This is a genomic window from Burkholderia ambifaria AMMD (genome assembly GCF_000203915.1).
In the GTDB taxonomy this organism is placed as follows: domain Bacteria; phylum Pseudomonadota; class Gammaproteobacteria; order Burkholderiales; family Burkholderiaceae; genus Burkholderia; species Burkholderia ambifaria.
Genome location: NC_008390.1, coordinates 1,781,165 through 1,798,286, shown reverse-complemented (window position 1 = coordinate 1,798,286; position 17,122 = coordinate 1,781,165). Strand labels below are relative to the sequence as shown.

Here is a 17,122-nt window from a genome sequence, read left to right as displayed (position 1 = left end):
ACCGACGAGATAGCCTATGAATTCCATTACCGCCCCCTCGTGGGGAGAGCTCCTGTCCGGGCGCAACGGCTTGCGCTCGATCGCGCTCGCAGGCGGAGTCGCGCTGCATGCGATCAACATCTACATCGCGACGACGATCCTGCCCTCGGTCGTGCGCGACATTGGTGGTCTCGAGTATTACGCATGGAACACCACGCTCTTCATGGCTGCCTCGATCATCGGTGCGCCGTTGTCCGCAACCGTGCTAAGCCGATTCGGACCGCGCACGGCCTATCTCGTCGCGCTTATCGTGTTCTGTGCGGGTACGCTCGCGTGCGCCAGCGCAAAGGACATGCCATGGATGCTGGCAGGCCGCGCCGCGCAGGGCCTCGGCGGCGGCATTCTGTTCGCGCTCAGCTACGCACTGATTCGCGTCGTGTTCGACGAGCGGCTTTGGTCGCGCGCGATGGCGATGGTGTCCGGCATGTGGGGCGTGGCAACGCTGTGCGGGCCCGCAATCGGCGGCATCTTTGCGCAATCGGGCACGTGGCGGCTCGCGTTTATCGCGCTCTTGCCGGTCGCCGCCGTGCTCGCGCTGATCGTGATCGTCCAGTTGCCCGCACACGAGGTATCGGGCGTGCCGGCCGCGCGACCTGCGATCGGCAAGATTCTGCTGCTCGCGGCGTCAGTGCTCGTCGTGTCGGTCGCGAGCCTGTCCAGGGAGATTATCGGGAACGTCGTGGGTGTCGGCGCCGGCCTCGCGATCGCGCTGCTGATCGCACGACTCGAGCGCGGCGCGACGACCCGGCTGTTGCCCACGGGCGCGTATGACATACGCGCACCACTCGGCGCGATATACGCGTGCATGAGCCTGCTCGTCGTCGGGATGACGACCGAAATCTTCGTGCCGTATTTCCTGCAAACCATCCATGGCTATCCGCCGCTCGCCGCCGGTTATCTAACCGCACTGATGGCCGCCGGCTGGACCGTCGGCTCGCTCGTCAGTTCGGGGCGCAGCCCGGCCGCCGTGCAGGCGCTCGTGCGTAGCGGGCCGCTCGTCGTCGTGATTGCGCTCGTCACGCTCGCGATCGTCATGCCACCACAGCGTCTGCTCGCCGGCGGCCCCGGCCTCGCGGCGCTGTGCGCGGCGCTCGCAGCGGTGGGCGTAGGCATCGGCATCGGCTGGCCGCACCTGCTCACGCAGGTGCTGACGAACGCGCCAGCGGGCCAGGAAGACCTCGCGTCGATCTCGATCACGACCGTCCAGCTCTACGCCACCGCGATCGGCTCCGCGCTCGCGGGCCTCGTCGCCAATCTCGCGGGCTTCTCTGAGCCGGGCGGCCTCGTCGGTGCACAGCATGCAGCCGTGTGGCTGTTCGCGGTGTTTGCAACGGCACCCGTGCTCGCGGCACTTGTCGCGCGTCGCGTGCGCACCCGATGAGCGCACCGACACCAAATGGAGCACACGTTGTCCAGCCTCGCCTGGACTGGAGGACCTGCATGATGAACAGAACAAGCCCGCTGATCGGCCTCGATTCGTTCAAAGCGTTGACGTCGGCGCGACCGGCTTCGCCGCGTGCACGCTCTTTATCTGGTCGATCGCCGCCGATCTGTCGTCCCACCTCGGCACGACAACCGCATTCGACGGAATCCGTGCGATGACGATTCTGCGTCCGCTCTACGACGGCGATCGCTCCGTGCAGCTCGACGACGACGTTGCGGCTCGGCTCGCCGGCTTCGAATTGCGACTGCTCGCGGGCCGCGTCATCGCGATTCGCGACAATCGGTTCATCGACCTGCAAAACCTGATCGCAGGCAACGGCGCGCACACGCGCGACGGTAATCCATGCGACCTGCGCCGCCGCAATCTCGGCACGCTCCATTACGACTTCGGCGGCCATGGCGAACTCGCGCTGCGCGACGCCTCGACCAACACAGCCCGCCTTGACGCACTCGCGTCCGCGGCCGGATCCGCGAGCCTGTTACGAACCACCACGCCGCCGTCGCGAATGGACGCGGTCTGCCTTTCATCCGATAGCCGGCTCGCGTTCCTGCCGTTCGAGCACGCGCGCGACTTGCCGAACATCGCGGCGGACGCCGCGCACAATGCGGCAACGCGACTTACGCTGTCGCACTGGCCGGCGAACCGCACGCCCACCTACTACAAGGCGAACCTGTCGACCGAAAGCGTGCTGCGCTTCGCGCGAGAAAAGATCGACGATCCGGACGTGCGCTACGTGACCACCGATCACTTCGATCTCGACGGCCTCGCGTCGGTATACGGCCTGATCGCGCCCGATCATGCGCTGCGACACCGGGCACTGCTCGTCGATGTGGCCCGGTTCGGCGACTTCGCGCGCGGCCGCTCGGATGAGGCGAGGCGGCTCGCGCTCGCGCTGAACGCCATCGTCGCACGCACGGCGCACGAATTCGGCGCACCATACGACGACAGCACACGCATTGCGCAGCTCTTCCGCACGCTGCTGCCCGCGTTGCGCGATTTGCTCGACGCGCCTTTTCTGCCTGACGCGCTGTGGCGTGACGCCGATCGGCACCACGTGGCGACCGACACACTGCTCGATCATCCCGATGCGACGCTTGAGCAGCATCCATCGCTCGATCTCGCGGTGTTTCGGCTGCCCGACGCCCACGCGCCGCGCGGATGCGCGTCACAGCGCTATTTCGGTCTGTCGCCAATCGCCTTTCACAATCGCACGCCGCTGTCGACGCTCGCGATCGTCGCGCACGGCGACGTCGTCGTGCACCAGCGCTACGAAGGCTGGGTAGAACGCGTGTCGGCACAGCCGCGACCTCGGCGCGATCTATCGATCCTCACACGCGCGCTGCAGGCAGCCGAGCCGCATGCTTGTCGCTGGCAATACGACGGCGTGCAGCACATCATGCCGAGGCTCGGCCACGACGACGTACAAGCGAGCGGCATACCCGCGGAGGCGATCGTGATCGAACTGAAGCAGTTGCTCTCGGTCGCCCCTGCCGCATGGGAGCCGATGCCTCATTCGAACGAAAGTTCATAGCTCGCTCTCGTGCATTGCGACGATCGCGGGTCATCCGCGGGCCCGCACGCCTCGGCACGCGTTCGCGGCTCGCCGCGCTCGATCACGATCGACAACTGGTTGCGCAGCAACGACTGCGGAATCCGATTGCAATACCCCGCGCTCGCGGCAAGTTCGATCAATTCGTTCTTGCTTGACGCAGAGAACTTGCAGCGCAGATTGTCGATGTATTGCTCGATCGTGCGCACCGATAGTTCGAGAATGTTCGCGATATCCTTCGCCATCTTGTTGCGCGCAAGGAAGAACAACACCTGCCGCTCGCGCTCGGTGAGATCGAGCGCATCCTTTGGCGAGCCGATCCGATACGAGCCCTGCTGGACGAGACTGCCGATTTTCTTGCCTGCATACGAATCGCCGATCACGCGACCGAGCGTGATCATGTCGATCTGCGACAACGCTTCCGCATGAAAGATCGTGCCGACAATTTGTTCATTTCGATCGACCAGTGGAATCTTCGTGAAGACGAATGCCATCCAGACGTCCTCCGCGTACGGATGAATGTCGAGCACCTTGATCGCGCGGCCGGTTTCGCACACCTCACGATCCTGGGCATGGAATTGGGCCGCGCAACTCGACGACCTGCACGGCAGGTCGGATGCGGACTTTCCCCCAAGCTCACGGGCATCGTCTATGCCAACTACTTTCGCGAACGCGTCGTTGACGTGAATGAATCGAGACGTGTCGTCCTTGCAACCCCAGAGGCCCGGATAATGATCGAAAATCGACTTCAGTTGGTCAACGAAGCAGGTCATGCTCACCTCCGATGGGAATTTTTGTGCCGCGCATGCGCCTTCGTTGCATGCGCAACAGGCGAGCACACGAAAACGTCTCCTCCACTGCTCGACCGATCGCCGTTCAGGAGAGCCACGCAAGAGAACGATCACGCATGCGTAACGCAACGATCGCGCCGTCTGGTTCGAAGTGTAGGGCAAATCAGTCGTCAAATTGCGCACCGGATGCGCTATTCCTGCTTGATAAAGCGGAATTCACTATTTCAATTTTCATTCGCCCGGCGTTAGCGCGATACGCGTCGGCGAGTGCGGGCGCAACGCACCCCATCACGACATCGCTCAATTCGCGCGCGGCGATATCGTGCTCGCCCCGGAGATAGCCCGTGTCATTGATCATCAACGCCGATATAGCCTGATCCCCCTCTACTACTGGCCGCCCTCCTCGACCACCGCCCGCAACACGTCGACGAACAACGTCATCGACGCGCTCGGTGGACGACCCAGGCGCGTGACGATGCCGTACGGGTCGAGCTTGCGCGGCAGCGGTACGGGCAGGATGTGCAGCAGGCCCATGCTCGCGTGAAACGTCGCGACCGCCATCGGGACAACGGCAACCAGATCGCTGCCGGTCAACAATGAGGTCGTCATCAGGATCGCCGCGGTTTCGATGGTGCTCTGCGGCGCCGTGACGCCCGCCTCCTCGAACGAACGATCGATCAATGCACGCATCGGGCTCGGACGCGGTTGAAGAATCCACGGGTAAGTGGCCAGCTCACCGAACGTGGGATCAGTCCGCTTCGCCAACGGGTGATCGCATCCCACCACGACAGCAAGCCGCTCGTCACCCAGTTGCTCGAAGGTCAAATGACTGGCATCCCAGCCTTCCGGCACGCGCCCGAGCACCAGATCGAGTTGATCGCGCTCGAGCATCGGCACGAGCATGTCGCTGGTATCGACGTGAACTGTCATGTTGAGCCCGGGATGATCGCGCTTGAGCCGGCGGATCACTTCCGCCATCAGCACCGGTGTCGGAGCCATGACCGCACCGATGCGCACCTTGCCGATCCTGCCCGTTTCAAGCGACACCAGTTCGTCATGCAGATTGGCCAGGTCCGAGAAGACGAGGTTCGCGTAGCGCGTGACCGCCATGCCGAAGCGTGTGGGTCGAAGTCCGCGAAGATGCCGCTCGAACAACGTGACGCCCAGCAGCGCTTCCATGTCCTGAAGCATCTTCGTCACCGCCGGCTGCGATAGCGAAAGCGCGTCCGCCGCCTGGCGCAACGAACCGCGCTCCTCGATCGACAGCAGCAAGCGCAGATGCTGCATCTTCAGGCGGCTTCGAAGAGTGGATGCGGGCGGGATCATGGAACGCTCGAAAGGAAAGGAACTGGCTGCCAACGATGAAGGAAGAACGTTGGGGGGCGTTCGCCGGGATATCAAAAATAGTTATCGAGGCATAGAAAAACGTCAATGGATATTATCGATGCCGGCTCCTATATTCGTCCGAAGCCGGCGCCACGCCGGTTTCGTACAAAGACATCGCTGTCGCCGCGGGGTATGACCTCCGCCTCGCGACACGCATCCGGAGACTCGTTACATGCCTTCCAGCCCGGCCACGACGCCCGCGTGCACCACCGCCATCCGCAAGTGCCTCAGGCGCCTGCTGCCGTTTCTCGTGCTGATGTACGTGATCGCGTTCATCGATCGCGCCAACGTCGGCTTCGCCAAGGAGGCGCTACAGGCGGACACGGGTTTGTCGAATGGCGCATTCGCGTTCGGCGCAGGAATCTTCTTTATCAGCTACGCCCTGTTCGAAGTGCCGAGCAATCTCGCGCTGCACCGTTTCGGCGCGCGGCTGTGGATGTCGCGCATCATGGTGACGTGGGGGCTGGTGTCGGCGTCAATGGCATTCGCGCACGACGCCACGACGTTCTATGCGCTGCGCGTGCTGCTCGGCGCCGCCGAGGCGGGCTTCTTTCCCGGGGTCATCCTCTATCTCACCTACTGGTTTCCCAGACACGTGCGTGCGCAGGCAATGGGCGTGTTCTACTTCGGCCTGCCGCTCGCGCTGGTGCTGGGCGGCCCGCTGTCGGGCTTTCTGCTCGGACTTCAAGCCCCGCTTGCGCTCGAACCCTGGCAAGGAATGTTCGTTATCGAAGGGCTGCTCGCATCGATCGTCGGCGTGATCGCATTCTTCTATCTGGACGACGGCCCCGCGCAAGCCGGCTGGCTCGTCGACGACGAACGCCGTGCGTTGCTCGACGCGTTGTCGCAGGAAGATGCCGCCAAGCTGGGCCATGGTCCAGCTACCTTGCGCGACCTGTTCGGCAGCCCGCGACTCGCGGCGTTCTGTCTCGTGTATTTCACGGTACAGATGAGCGTGTACGGCGTGGTCTTCTATCTGCCGACCCGTATTGCCGAACTCCACGGCGGCAAGGTCGATCTGAGCGTGGGGCTGATTACCGCCATACCGTGGCTGTGCTCGCTGGCCGTGACGCGGTGGACGACACGCGTGGCCGACCGTACCGGCGAGCATCGCAGGCTGGCTGCGCTGATGCTCGTTTGCGCCGGCTGCGGGATCGCGGCGTCGACATTCTTGTCGAGCCTGGTGCCGGTAATCGTCGCGTTCTGTTTCGCGGCGAGCGGCTTTGTCTCCGTGCAGCCGCTGTACTGGAGCCTGCCGACCAACTATCTCGGGGGCGTGGCGGCGGCCGGTGGCATCGCACTGATCAACTCGCTCGGCAACGTCGGCGGCTTCGTCGCGCCGAATCTCAAGACGTGGGCCGAACAGGCATTCGCGAACCCGCACGCCGGCATGCTGGGCCTCGCTTTTACCGCACTCCTCGGCGCGGTGATGCTCACCCTCATGCGGCGCGCGGCGCCCATGCATCCGCAGGCGCAGTCGGTCGTCATGTAGGCGGACCCACGCGCGTTCGTTATATCAACGAACGCGCGCAAGCGAGCGCCGTGTGTCATAACGGCAACGAGGGCGCGGCAATCCGGGCATTCGCATTGGCCATGACGCATCGATGCGGCGCCCTCTACGACCTCACGACCACTCTTCCGGCGGCATCTCGCCGCTGTCGTCCTCCCATAGCGGTTTCCCGGCCTCTTCTGCGCTGGTCGGCGTCACCGGCCCGTTCCCGTCGCTGCCGCCACGTTCGGCTCGGCGCGAGCCCACTTGCGAGACCGCCGCGGGCCCCCGTAACCGCGTGCGCGTCGGCGTCACGGTTCGCTGGCCGTCGCGGCGGCGTTCGTCCGTCGATCCCGCGTCGTTCGTCTGTCGTGCGTTCGAAGCTGTAGCCATTCTTTTCTCCTGAGTCATCGAGGGAAACCGGTCGCCCGAACGCAGCAATTTCGATGCCGCGCGCCGGGCAAGCGTCTTGCTCTCTCGCTTCGCCCGCTAACCGTTCCGGAGGAGACGATGCCGACGAATCGCAACACGCCGCCCGCCACACGCCGCCGCCTCGGCGGATGGATGGCCAGCGAGGAAGCGCACATGGCCGCGTTCCGCGAAAAAATCGCGGCCGAAGCGCGCGCGCATGCCGGCGAGCGCCTGCGCACGCCGGCCGTGCAGGAACTCGCGCGGCTGTTCGACGACAACGCCGTGCTGCGCATGAGCCGGACCCGCGCGATCGACGAAGCGCGCGAAGCGGGATACCGGCTCGGCTACGCATCGATCGGCGAGCTGATGACCGTACTCGATCATCTGATGACCTACACGCCGCCGTTCAGCGAGGAAAGCCTGATCGTGTGCCCGCTGAATGCGTTCTTCGACTGGCCGATGTGCATGCCGTCGGGCCATGCCGTAGACCAAATTAAAGTAGTCACCTTTTGCGAAGTAAAAATGTCACTTCGCCGCCTCGCGCCGGCGATGAAGGGCGAAACCGTCGTAAATTCATGAGGTTGCACGTCGCGAATTAAAGTTGTCACCGACCTTGGTGTTGCGAAGACCAGTGTCAACTCCCGCGCAGCGCCGTTGCAGCGCCGGCAGCCCCTGTCACGCGTCGTGCGACACCCGAGTTTGACCAGGCAATCGTGCCGTCGTGATAAGAAAAGTTATCCAGATAGCACCGATAAATTGGCGAAGTGCCCGCGGTGTTGCGAACAAACCAGCGCGCGGCGTTCGCCGCATTTGACCGCGCAAACCTCCGCATTCACGACGATTCGACGCGCGTCGTCACCCGCTTGCCGGCTCATCGACAATCACATCGATCCACCTGCGCCAACACCGCCGCCGCGCGAATCGCCGCTGCGACCGCCACCACCCTCCCCGCATTTGTTCCCGCGACGCAAGACTGTTGCTCCATGGTGGGTGTTCGAACTCCGGCCCGACACGCCTAGAGTCTGGTCCATCGGATTCATCGATCCGGTCGGCACTGAAGCCGAAAACCAGTCACCTGTCGAGGCATATCATGAGCACGTCCAAAGTCATCATCGTCACCGGCGCATCGCGAGGCATCGGTGCTGAAACGGTCAACGCATTCCGCGCCCAGGGCCATCGGGTGGTCGCGACGTCCCGTTCGATCGGGCCGTCGGACGATCCCGATCTCGTCACCGTCGCGGGCGACATCGGCGATCCGGCGGTCTCGCGGCGCGTGGTCGACACCGCAATCGAGCGCTTCGGTCGGGTCGACACCCTCGTCAACAACGCCGGCGTGTTCATCGCGAAGCCGTTCACGCAATACACCGCGGACGACTATGCGGCCATCACCCGCGTGAACCTGGACGGCTTCTTCCACGTCACGCAGCGCGCGATCGCGGCGATACAGCGGCATGGCGGCGGACACGTGGTCAGCATCACGACGAGCCTCATCGACCACGCGAACAGCAACGTGCCATCGGTACTCGCATCGCTGACGAAAGGCGGGCTCAATGCGGCGACGAAGTCGCTTGCGATCGAGTATGCGAAGGCCGGCATCCGCGTGAACGCCGTGTCGCCCGGCATTATCAACTCGCCGATGCATGCGCCCGACACGCATGCAACGCTCGCAGCGCTGCATCCGGTCGGCCGGATGGGCGAGATGAGCGACATCGTCGGCGCGATCCTGTATCTCGATTCGGCGCCGTTCGTCACCGGCGAGATCCTGCACGTGGACGGCGGCCAGAGCGCCGGGCACTGAGCGGGCAAAGTAGTGAGAAAGGCCGGCGCGGATGGCGCGCGCCGGCCCGCTACCGGCTCAGCCGCGCCGTCCGCGCACCGGCCGCACGCGGCTAGCGCTTGCGCTTGTCGGGCGCCTGCTCGAGATGTTCGACGAGAAAGTCGACGAAGACGCGCACGCGTGACGACAGATAGCGTGCATGTGGATACAGCAGCATGAACGGCCGCGACCGCCCGCCCTGACCGGACAGCACCTCCGCGAGCGTGCCCTCCCGCAGATCCCGTTCGACGATGAAGCGGTAGGTCTGGAACAGGCCTGCACCGCTGCGCGCGAGCGTGACGCCTGCGAGGACGTCGCCCGACGTGCCGTAGCCGCCGGTCGTCGCGATTTCAATTTCTGCCGCGCCGTCGTTGAACAGCCACGGAATCGGCCGCCCGCTGCTCGGGAGCTCGAACTGGATGCATTCGTGCGCGTGCAGATCGTCGACGGCGCGCGGCACGCCGGCGCGCTTCAGGTAGCCGGGCGTCGCGACGACGACGAGTTCAGCGTCCTCCAGCTTGCGCGCGACCAGGCTCGAATCCGCCGGCGCACGGCCGCGGATCGCAAGGTCGAAACCTTCCTCGGCGAAGTCGATGTTGCGGTTGCTCAGATGCGTTTCGACGCATACGTCCGGGTAGCGCTCGCGAAACGCGGGCAGCAGCGGCAGCACCCGATAGTGTCCGTACGGCGTCGGCATGCTGATGCGCAGCACCCCCGCCGGCGTTGCCTGCTGGCCCGTTGCCTCGCGCTCCGCGTCGACGAGCTGAGACAGCGCATCACGGCATTGCTCGAAGTAGCGCCGTCCGGAATCGGTCAGGCGGATTTGCCGCGTGGTCCGGACGAACAGGCGTACGCCGAGACGCTCCTCGAGCCGCGCGACCGACCGGCTGACGGCGGCCGGCGTGACGCTCGCGGCCGTCGCGGCGAGCGTGAAGCTGCCGAGTTCGGCTGCCAGGCAGAACAGCTCGATGCTGCCGAGCAGGAGGTCGTCGAATTTTCGTTGCATGAAGCGGCTCCAGCGGTGTCCGGTGCTTGTGTCGCGGGATGTCGAAGCAACGAGTGTGCATGAATCCCCGGCGGCAAACCAGCGAACCGGCGAATGCGGCGGGCGGCACCGGGCCGCTTTGCCGGCACGCGTTCGCGTCGTTCGATGCCGCGCGCGATTCGTTACATCGTGTGCCAAATCAATTGCGCGAACGATATTTACCGGCGCCGACCGCCTCACTAGAGTGACTGACAGACCCTCAACCATTCCCGACGGAGCATGCGATGACGATCGAACAGAAATTGGCCGCACTCGGCTTCACGCTACCCGAACCACCGCAACCGCTCGGCAGCTATACGGCCGTCAGCGAAGCCGGCAACCTGTTGTTCGTGTCCGGGCAACTACCGCTCGCCGACGGCAAGGTGGCCTATACGGGCCGCGTCGGCGAACAATTGAGCGTCGATGACGGTCGGCACGCGGCGCAGCTCGCGGCGCTGAATGTGCTCGCGCAGATCGGCAAGCACCTGGGCGGGTTCGACCGACTGCATCACATCGTGCGGGTCGAGGGCCACGTCGCGTCGGCCGACGGCTTCTACGGCCAGCCGGCCGTGATCGACGGCGCCTCCGACCTGTTCGCCGCAGTGCTGGGCGACAAGGCCGGGCACGCTCGCTCGGCCTTTTCCCAGCGCCAGTTGCCTGCGGACGCTGCCGTGATCCTGGTCGTAATCGCCGAAATCCGTCCGGCGTAACGGCGTTGCCACTGCCAAGTCGATGGCCATTGGGACGCGTGTCTGCCCTGCCCGCTGTCGAATTTCCCCCTTCGCATCGCCTTTTCAATATAAGGGGTGGATCACCGAAAAGCCTTGCCCGGCAAGGCCCGACGCGATCCAGATACATTGAAATACAAAATATCGCACGCGATTTAATCGAATCCGCTTGACGTGAATCGGCGTCTCCACGAAACTGCGTCGCATGCGATCGAATCGCATCTGAAAAAACCTTCAAACCTGACGGAGTGAATGATGAGCAAGATCGAAAAGGTGCTGTACACGGGCAAGACGCACACGACTTCCGGCGGCCGCGACGGCGCGGCGCGCAGTTCCGACGGCCGCCTGGACATCCAGCTGTCGTCGCCGGGCAGCGCCGGCACCGGCACCAACCCGGAACAACTGTTCGCGGCCGGCTGGTCGGCCTGCTTCATCGGCGCGATGCAGCTTGCGGCGCGCGCGGCGAAGGTGACGCTGCCGGCCGATCTCGCGGTGGACACCGAAGTGGACCTGGGCATGGGCGGCAACGCGTACTTCCTGCAGGCCCGCCTGAACGTGAGCGTGCCGGGGCTCGATCGCGACGTCGTGCAGCACATCGTCGATACCGCACATCAGACCTGCCCGTATTCGAAGGCGACGCGCGGCAACATCGATGTCGAAATCCGCATCGTCTGATGCATTGCATCGGGCGGTCAGGCGCCGCCTTCACGAATCACCCACCCTATTCCTGTCGAGGTAAATGATGAAAATTCAACTGATCGCTGCCCTTCTCGTTGCCGTGTCCGCCGCCGTTGCCGCCCCGGCCTTTGCCAGTGAAGCCGTCGTGACGCGTGCACAAGTGCGTGCCGAACTCGTCCAGCTTCAGCAGGCCGGCTATGCGCCGGGCCGCGCAAACGATCCGCACTATCCGGACGACCTGCAGGCCGCGCTCACGCGTATCCACGCGAACGACGCCGTCGCGGCCGATACGGCGACGTCCGGTTATGGCAGCGACGCCGCAGCCGTCACGCAGTCGGGCAGCCGTGCCGTCACGCGTGTCGCCGAGCGTTCGATCTACTTCGGCCATTGAACGAAACCGCGACCGACATTGATTGCCGGCGTACCCGGACAACCCTGAATACGCTCTTTTCCATCGAGGTGAATGATGAAGACTCAACTGATTGCAGCCCTGCTCGTCGCCGTGTCGGCTTCCGTTGCCGCACCGGTTTTCGCCGCCGAAACCACCGTGACGCGCGCGCAGGTGCGGGCGGAGCTGGCCGCGCTCCAGCAGGCCGGCTATCTGCCGAATCGCCCGAACGATCCGAACTATCCGGACAACCTGCAGGCCGCGCTGAAGCGGGTTCGCGACAATGGCGCGACGGCGGCCGACACGCAGGCAGCCAGTTATGGCAGCAACGCCGACGGCGCGACGCAATCCGGCGGTCGCAGCACGATTCGTATGGCCGAGCGCTCGATCTATTTCGGACATTGAACTCACGACGAAATCGGCGATACCGCCCGTCAAATAAAGCGCATGCGATGTAATCGCGTGCGCTTTTTGTTTGCCTGCAACCTGCGTGACCGATCGCGTCTATGCTGTGCGGCGGACAGCGTTCAATCAAGGAGCACGCGATGCGGGAAGCAACGGCGGGACACGAAGAAGGCGGATCGCATCCGCTCGACAACGTCGTGTGGCATGCGCTCGCGGGCGAGCAGCACCGTTTTGCGCTCGGCGACGCGCGTGCGCGGCGGTTTCCGCCGGCGCTCGCGCCGTTTGCCGGCATGGCCGACCGCAGCCCGGCCGCGTTCGACGCGTTGCACGGACTGATCGACGCATACGGGCCGGCGGCGCTGTTCTCGCCGGACGAGATTCCGACACCGGCCGGTCTTTCGGTGGTCCGGCGCGCGACGCTGCATCAGATGATCTGGCAGGGAACGCTCGACGACACAGAGCCTTCGGAGCATGTGCCGCTGACCGAAGCCGACGTGCCGGAGATGCTCGCGCTGATCGCGGCGACGGAACCCGGCCCGTTCGGCCCGCGCACGATCGAATTCGGCGGTTATATCGGCGTGCGCAGGCAGGGCCGGCTCGTCGCGATGACGGGTCAGCGGCTCAGAGCCAGCGGTCATGCGGAGATCAGCGCCGTGTGCGTGGATCCGGCGTTTCGGGGCCAGGGGCTCGCTGCCGGAATGATCCGGTCATTGATCGCGACCATCCGTGCGCGAGAGGAAACGCCGTTTCTGCACGTGCTCACGTCGAATCACGTCGCGCTCGAGCGCTATCGGGCACTCGGCTTCGTGACGCGCCGCGACATGCATTTGCTAGTGCTTGAGCGTGCGCAGACCCGGACGGGCCAGCCGGAGAGCCGGCCGTAACGGCCTGGTCGCGGCGGCCGCGATCGCCGGACGTTTGTGGAAATTGCGGAAATTTCGGCAATGGCCGGCGGCAGGTGCGCCGCCGGCTCGTGTCTATTCGTGTCTATTCGTCGATCGAATCGATCAGGTTGCCGCGCAGCGTGACGATCGCCTTCTGCATCTTCGCGAATTCGTCGGGCTTCAACCCGGTGGCTTCGACGAGATCCATGTCGAGCCCCTTCTCGCGCACGCGGCGGCCGCCTTTCGTCAGGCTCACGAGCACCTGGCGCTCGTCCGACGGATCGCGGTGCCGCTCCAGATAGCCCATCGCCTCGAGTTTCTTCAGGATCGGCGTCAACGTGTTCGATTCGAGGAACAGCTTTTCGCCGAGTTGCCCGACCGTCTGGTTGTCCTCCTCCCATAGCGCAATGATCGTGATGTATTGCGTGTACGTGAGGCCAAGCTCTTCCAAGATCGGCTTGTATGCCTTGCCGAACGCGAGGTTCGTCGAGTAGATCGCAAAGCACAGGAACTCGGACAGTTTCGGCGTGGCGGGCGATGGTGCGTCGGTCGGTTTCATGAGCGTCCTCCCTCGACACGGGATCGTGTCGCAGATGAACCGATTATATATCGCGTGCGATCTTATCGGAAGCATGATTATCGTTTCCGATCAACAGCGTGCGATACGCGCGGCGCCCGCCCCGCGCTCAGCCTTGGCCGTCGTTCCGACCCCGGCGGGTGCCGACCCGCTGCCGGCTGATCGACAGCAGCGAACACTGCACCGGATGGGCGATTTCGGTCGCGAGTCCGCCCGCGGCGAACAGCAGGATCATCAGCCAGCGTTTCATGCGTCCTCCACGACGGAAAGGCTCGCACCGTCGGCGACCGTCGCTTCGAGCGCGTACGGATCGACACCCTCGAGGCAGCCGAGATTGACCCGCCAGCACGCGGGATCCTTGCGCGTCTGGTGGAACGGGTAGATCCCGCACCGGCTGCAGAAAAAGTGGTGTGCCGTGTGCGTGTTGAACCGGTAGCTGGTCAACGCGCTCTCGCCTGCGACGATCTTCAGTTCGCTTGCATCGAACATCGGGCTCATCAGCGCGCCGCGACGGCGGCAGAGGCTGCAGTTGCAGCGGGTCGCCGGCGCAAGCGCCGCCCGGACTTCGAATTTCACCGCGCCGCAATGGCAGGATCCGTTGAACCATGTAGCAGACATGTCGTGCTCCTCAGGAGATCATGTCTGCTTTATAGCGGGTCGGGGCCCATGCTTTGTATCGCGTTGTATCCGTGCGGCGCTCGGATACAGAACATTGCAATTTTGTGGCCGGCGCCGTGCGTTGCGCATTGCGCATTGCGGTGGCATCGCTGCGCATTCGCCCAGCCCGCGGCGCGCGGCGCGGGCCCGGGAATCAGTCCAGCACGTGCTGCAACCGCGCGATGGCCGCTCGCGTCTCGCGCTCGAGCGTCGCGAACAGCTCAGCCGCCGGCAGCGACCGGACGAGGGGCGCCGCCTGCCCGGCCCACTGTGCACCGTAGCCAAACTCGCCTTTCGCCTTCGCGGCCGCATGCAGTGCCTTGCCGGCGTCGTACGCGATCGGATAGGCCGGCGTGGCCGGTGCGTGCGGATCGTCGCCGAGCGCGGTCAGCCGGTTCGCGAGGCCGCGCGCGAGCCGGCCGGAGATCGCGCTCGTGAACGTCGTGCGGCGCGCCGCGTCGCCGAGGATCGCGCGGCGATAGCCGTCATCGATCGATGTCTCCGGGCACGCGACGAAGGCGGTGCCGAGCTGCGCGGCCTGCGCGCCGAGCGCGAGCGCCGCGGCGATGCCGTCACCGTCCATGATGCCGCCGGCGGCGATCACCGGCAGCGCGCATTCGCGCACGATCAGACGCGTGAGCGCGAACGTACCGAGCCGAGCGTCGTGCGCCGTCGAGTCGAACACGCCACGGTGCCCGCCGGCCTCGATGCCCTGTGCGACGATCGCATCGATGCCGGCCGCGGCGATCTGCCGGGCTTCGTCGGGATTCGTCGCGGTCGCGAACAGCGTGACGCCCGCGCGCTTCAACATCGCGATTGCCTCGTCGGACGGCAAGCCGAAATGAAAGCTCACGACGGCCGGTTTTTCTTCGACCAGCATCGCGAGCATTTCATCGTCCGCGACGAAGCTCGTATAGATCTCCGACAGCGACGCCGGCGGCGTCGCGCCGTGTTCGCGGAATGCGGGCGCGAGCCAGTCGAGCCATGCGCGTTCGACGGCTGCGTCGGCACGGGCCGGCTGGTGGCAGAACAGGTTGATGTTGAACGGCCGGTCGGTGAGCGCGCGCGTGTCGCGGATCATCTTGCGCGCGCCGTCGGCGTTCGTCGCGCCGACGCCGAGCGAGCCGAGGCCGCCCGCATTCGACACGGCTGCCGCCAGCGCGGGTGTGCTGACGCCGGCCATCGGCGCCTGGATGATCGGGGTGCGGATGCCGAGGGTGCGCAACAGCGTCCGGTTGTCGGTCGAGGGAATCATGTCGTGCGTCTCCTGTGGGCGGCGCGAGCGCAAACGGGAAGCGTGCCGCGGGTGGCACGCGGGGCGGCCGGCGGACCGGCGTTTCTGAAATCCAGCGCTCAGGATAGCGGACCGGGAAACGGCCTCCAAGTCGGCCGAACGGCAGATGCCCCGTCGCGCCGCTTCGTGAAATACTGCGGCCACGCGTCCTTCCGGAACCCCGAGATGACCGACATGCCTGCCATACCCTTGTTCCTTTGCCTGGTCGCGCGTTGCGCGCGGACGTGCATCGCCGTGTTGCTGATCGCCGGGCCGGCGACGGCCGCGTTTGCCGCGGACGTGCCGGCGGTCCGCGCGCCGCGGCGCATCCTGTTCGTCGGCGACAGCCTCACACACGGCCGTTACGCGCCCGTGCGTTCGTACGGCGCAATGCGCGCCCGCAGCCAGGGCGTCGGGGGCACCGCGCAGGTCGTCGACGAAAACTTCGGGCGGACCGATGCCCGCGCGGAACGCGAGCCGGGCCCGTGGGGCGGAATTCCGGGTATCTTCGCGCGCCTTGCCGTCGAAGCCGGGCTCGACTACGACGTGCACCTCGAGGCGATGTCGGCGACGAGTCTCGCGAAACATGCCCGCGTTGCATCGGACGTGATCGATCGGCCCACGTGGGATGCGGTCGTTCTGCAGGAGCTGAGCGCCAAGCCGCTGCCGTTCGCGCTCACGCACAGCCGCGCGAGCGATCCGGCCGGTTTCTGTGCGAGCGTCGCGAAGCTGGCCCGCGGCATTCGTGCGGCGGCGCCGCAAGCGCGTGTCTATCTGTATGAAACCTGGCCGCGCGCCGATCTCGCGAAAGCGCTCGCGGGCGAGCCGGGCAGTGACGGTTTTCACGCACGCTACGTCGAGCGTCTCGCCGACATCGTCGCCGCGTATCGCAATGCATTCGATCGCGCGCGCCGCACCGATCCGTCGATCGCCGCGGTCGCGCCGGTCGGCCGCGCGTGGCAGCGCGCATGGGAGACCGGTGTTGCCGATCCCGACCCGTATGTGCGGTCCGGCGCGCCGCTGCTGTGGTACGGCATGCGCGCGCGGAACGACCCGCCGATCTCGCGGCCCGATTATCTGCATCCGGGCGTGTCGGGCGCTTACCTGAGCGCGCTCGTGTTGTTCCAGCAGATCGCCGGCGTCGACGTCCGAACCTTCGGCCCGCGCGAGCAAGCGGCCGCGCAACTCGGCATCGCGCCCGACCTGGCGGCAAGGTTGCAGGCTGTTGCGTCCGATACGGTCCGGGGTGAACGGGGCGACGCCGGAGGCGATGCTGGCGGCGGTGGCGGGGCGGATGTCAATGCCGCTGCTGATGCCGGTGCCGGTGCCGGTGCTGATGCTGATGCGACCGCGACGGCCGGGCGTTCCGATCCGTGCGCGTCGCCATGAGCGGCAACAATGTGCGCCCTATGCGCTCGATCGATCGCTGGACGCCGACGAATGCCGACGAACGCGGGAACCCAAAACCGCAGCTCGGTTGTGCGACGCCAGGCCAACCTGGCCGATACCGAACCGCGCGCGACGGCATCACGAAGCGCCAGACACGCGCCACACCACCGATGGTTTTCCCTGCCCTCGTGTTC

General features: G+C 65.5%; 18 protein-coding genes and 1 pseudogene. 11 read left to right on the top strand and 8 right to left on the bottom strand.

Annotation, left to right across the window (positions count from 1 at the left end; all coding sequences use genetic code 11):
* Positions 1–16: 16 nt before the first annotated feature.
* Positions 17–1,420, top strand: coding sequence for an MFS transporter (locus tag BAMB_RS08185; protein ID WP_011656908.1), 1,404 nt, complete (start codon positions 17–19; stop codon positions 1,418–1,420).
* A gap of 217 nt (positions 1,421–1,637) precedes the next feature.
* Positions 1,638–3,014, top strand: coding sequence for a DUF6687 family protein (locus BAMB_RS08180; protein WP_011656907.1), 1,377 nt, complete (start codon positions 1,638–1,640; stop codon positions 3,012–3,014).
* On the opposite strand, the gene BAMB_RS08175 is transcribed toward BAMB_RS08180, so the two are convergent.
* From BAMB_RS08175 to BAMB_RS08170, 3 genes are all read right to left on the bottom strand, one after another.
* Positions 2,993–3,805 (bottom strand): helix-turn-helix transcriptional regulator, encoded by an 813-nt coding sequence (locus BAMB_RS08175; RefSeq protein ID WP_011656906.1) that lies wholly within the window; start codon positions 3,803–3,805, stop codon positions 2,993–2,995. The two genes, BAMB_RS08180 and BAMB_RS08175, sit on opposite strands and share 22 nt — an antisense overlap.
* A 181-nt stretch (positions 3,806–3,986) precedes the next feature.
* Positions 3,987–4,184, bottom strand: a complete 198-nt coding sequence (locus BAMB_RS35240) for a hypothetical protein (protein ID WP_127456339.1) — start codon at positions 4,182–4,184, stop codon at positions 3,987–3,989.
* Between the two features lie 26 nt (positions 4,185–4,210).
* Positions 4,211–5,149, bottom strand: coding sequence for a LysR family transcriptional regulator (locus BAMB_RS08170; protein ID WP_011656905.1), 939 nt, complete (start codon positions 5,147–5,149; stop codon positions 4,211–4,213).
* A gap of 232 nt (positions 5,150–5,381) precedes the next feature.
* Between BAMB_RS08170 and BAMB_RS08165 the strand changes: the two genes are divergently transcribed.
* From BAMB_RS08165 to BAMB_RS08155, 3 genes and pseudogenes are all read left to right on the top strand, one after another.
* The gene (locus BAMB_RS08165; protein ID WP_011656904.1) at positions 5,382–6,701 is read left to right on the top strand and encodes an MFS transporter; all 1,320 of its coding nucleotides are present in this window, start codon (positions 5,382–5,384) and stop codon (positions 6,699–6,701) included.
* Between the two features lie 507 nt (positions 6,702–7,208).
* Positions 7,209–7,595: pseudogene (locus tag BAMB_RS08160) on the top strand (phophatidylserine decarboxylase associated domain-containing protein); the annotation flags it as partial.
* Positions 7,596–8,199: 604 nt separating this feature from the next.
* Positions 8,200–8,907, top strand: coding sequence for an SDR family NAD(P)-dependent oxidoreductase (locus BAMB_RS08155; protein ID WP_011656900.1), 708 nt, complete (start codon positions 8,200–8,202; stop codon positions 8,905–8,907).
* Positions 8,908–8,998: 91 nt separating this feature from the next.
* On the opposite strand, the gene BAMB_RS08150 is transcribed toward BAMB_RS08155, so the two are convergent.
* Positions 8,999–9,931: a LysR family transcriptional regulator gene (locus tag BAMB_RS08150; protein WP_011656899.1), complete on the bottom strand. Its 933-nt coding sequence runs from the start codon at positions 9,929–9,931 to the stop codon at positions 8,999–9,001.
* A gap of 263 nt (positions 9,932–10,194) precedes the next feature.
* On the opposite strand from BAMB_RS08150, the gene BAMB_RS08145 reads away from it, so the two are divergent.
* The 5 genes from BAMB_RS08145 (at position 10,195) to BAMB_RS08125 (ending at position 13,032) form a co-directional block, all read left to right on the top strand.
* The gene (locus BAMB_RS08145) at positions 10,195–10,659 is read left to right on the top strand and encodes a RidA family protein (RefSeq protein ID WP_011656898.1); all 465 of its coding nucleotides are present in this window, start codon (positions 10,195–10,197) and stop codon (positions 10,657–10,659) included.
* Between the two features lie 273 nt (positions 10,660–10,932).
* Positions 10,933–11,352: an organic hydroperoxide resistance protein gene (locus BAMB_RS08140; protein ID WP_006754192.1), complete on the top strand. Its 420-nt coding sequence runs from the start codon at positions 10,933–10,935 to the stop codon at positions 11,350–11,352.
* 67 nt (positions 11,353–11,419) lie between these two features.
* Complete coding sequence (locus BAMB_RS08135) at positions 11,420–11,746, top strand: DUF4148 domain-containing protein (RefSeq protein ID WP_011656897.1); 327 nt, start codon at positions 11,420–11,422, stop codon at positions 11,744–11,746.
* A 72-nt stretch (positions 11,747–11,818) separates the two neighbouring features.
* Positions 11,819–12,148 carry a DUF4148 domain-containing protein gene (locus tag BAMB_RS08130; RefSeq protein ID WP_011656896.1) on the top strand — a complete coding sequence of 110 codons (330 nt, stop codon included), beginning with the start codon at positions 11,819–11,821 and terminating at the stop codon, positions 12,146–12,148.
* Positions 12,149–12,288: 140 nt separating this feature from the next.
* The gene (locus BAMB_RS08125) at positions 12,289–13,032 is read left to right on the top strand and encodes a GNAT family N-acetyltransferase (RefSeq protein WP_011656895.1); all 744 of its coding nucleotides are present in this window, start codon (positions 12,289–12,291) and stop codon (positions 13,030–13,032) included.
* 103 nt (positions 13,033–13,135) lie between these two features.
* On the opposite strand, the gene BAMB_RS08120 is transcribed toward BAMB_RS08125, so the two are convergent.
* The 4 genes from BAMB_RS08120 to BAMB_RS08110 all read right to left on the bottom strand — a co-directional run bounded on the left by BAMB_RS08120 (position 13,136) and on the right by BAMB_RS08110 (position 15,521).
* Positions 13,136–13,591 carry a MarR family winged helix-turn-helix transcriptional regulator gene (locus tag BAMB_RS08120; protein ID WP_011656894.1) on the bottom strand — a complete coding sequence of 152 codons (456 nt, stop codon included), beginning with the start codon at positions 13,589–13,591 and terminating at the stop codon, positions 13,136–13,138.
* A 127-nt stretch (positions 13,592–13,718) separates the two neighbouring features.
* Positions 13,719–13,859 (bottom strand): hypothetical protein, encoded by a 141-nt coding sequence (locus BAMB_RS35235; RefSeq protein ID WP_164714822.1) that lies wholly within the window; start codon positions 13,857–13,859, stop codon positions 13,719–13,721.
* Entirely contained in the window at positions 13,856–14,227 is a 372-nt protein-coding gene (locus tag BAMB_RS08115) for a GFA family protein (RefSeq protein ID WP_011656893.1), read from the bottom strand. The genes BAMB_RS35235 and BAMB_RS08115 overlap by 4 nt, the downstream gene beginning before the upstream one ends.
* Positions 14,228–14,420: 193 nt before the next feature.
* The gene (locus BAMB_RS08110; protein WP_011656892.1) at positions 14,421–15,521 is read right to left on the bottom strand and encodes an NAD(P)H-dependent flavin oxidoreductase; all 1,101 of its coding nucleotides are present in this window, start codon (positions 15,519–15,521) and stop codon (positions 14,421–14,423) included.
* 213 nt (positions 15,522–15,734) lie between these two features.
* Between BAMB_RS08110 and BAMB_RS08105 the strand changes: the two genes are divergently transcribed.
* Positions 15,735–16,928: a hypothetical protein gene (locus tag BAMB_RS08105; protein WP_227739441.1), complete on the top strand. Its 1,194-nt coding sequence runs from the start codon at positions 15,735–15,737 to the stop codon at positions 16,926–16,928.
* The last annotated feature ends 194 nt before the right edge of the window (positions 16,929–17,122 follow it).

Excerpts from the sequence above, each read along its gene's own strand:
- BAMB_RS08165 (WP_011656904.1), top strand. The coding sequence starts at position 5,382 with ATGCCTTCCAGCCCGGCCACGACGCCCGCGTGCACCACCGCCATCCGC.
- BAMB_RS08150 (WP_011656899.1), bottom strand. The coding sequence starts at position 9,931 with ATGCAACGAAAATTCGACGACCTCCTGCTCGGCAGCATCGAGCTGTTC.
- BAMB_RS08180 (WP_011656907.1), top strand. The coding sequence starts at position 1,638 with ATGACGATTCTGCGTCCGCTCTACGACGGCGATCGCTCCGTGCAGCTC.
- BAMB_RS08155 (WP_011656900.1), top strand. The coding sequence starts at position 8,200 with ATGAGCACGTCCAAAGTCATCATCGTCACCGGCGCATCGCGAGGCATC.
- BAMB_RS08120 (WP_011656894.1), bottom strand. The coding sequence starts at position 13,591 with ATGAAACCGACCGACGCACCATCGCCCGCCACGCCGAAACTGTCCGAG.
- BAMB_RS08140 (WP_006754192.1), top strand. The coding sequence starts at position 10,933 with ATGAGCAAGATCGAAAAGGTGCTGTACACGGGCAAGACGCACACGACT.
- BAMB_RS08125 (WP_011656895.1), top strand. The coding sequence starts at position 12,289 with ATGCGGGAAGCAACGGCGGGACACGAAGAAGGCGGATCGCATCCGCTC.
- BAMB_RS08175 (WP_011656906.1), bottom strand. The coding sequence starts at position 3,805 with ATGACCTGCTTCGTTGACCAACTGAAGTCGATTTTCGATCATTATCCG.
- BAMB_RS35235 (WP_164714822.1), bottom strand. The coding sequence starts at position 13,859 with ATGAAACGCTGGCTGATGATCCTGCTGTTCGCCGCGGGCGGACTCGCG.
- BAMB_RS08110 (WP_011656892.1), bottom strand. The coding sequence starts at position 15,521 with ATGATTCCCTCGACCGACAACCGGACGCTGTTGCGCACCCTCGGCATC.
- BAMB_RS08115 (WP_011656893.1), bottom strand. The coding sequence starts at position 14,227 with ATGTCTGCTACATGGTTCAACGGATCCTGCCATTGCGGCGCGGTGAAA.
- BAMB_RS08105 (WP_227739441.1), top strand. The coding sequence starts at position 15,735 with ATGCCTGCCATACCCTTGTTCCTTTGCCTGGTCGCGCGTTGCGCGCGG.
- BAMB_RS08130 (WP_011656896.1), top strand. The coding sequence starts at position 11,819 with ATGATGAAGACTCAACTGATTGCAGCCCTGCTCGTCGCCGTGTCGGCT.
- BAMB_RS08145 (WP_011656898.1), top strand. The coding sequence starts at position 10,195 with ATGACGATCGAACAGAAATTGGCCGCACTCGGCTTCACGCTACCCGAA.
- BAMB_RS08185 (WP_011656908.1), top strand. The coding sequence starts at position 17 with ATGAATTCCATTACCGCCCCCTCGTGGGGAGAGCTCCTGTCCGGGCGC.
- BAMB_RS08170 (WP_011656905.1), bottom strand. The coding sequence starts at position 5,149 with ATGATCCCGCCCGCATCCACTCTTCGAAGCCGCCTGAAGATGCAGCAT.
- BAMB_RS08135 (WP_011656897.1), top strand. The coding sequence starts at position 11,420 with ATGAAAATTCAACTGATCGCTGCCCTTCTCGTTGCCGTGTCCGCCGCC.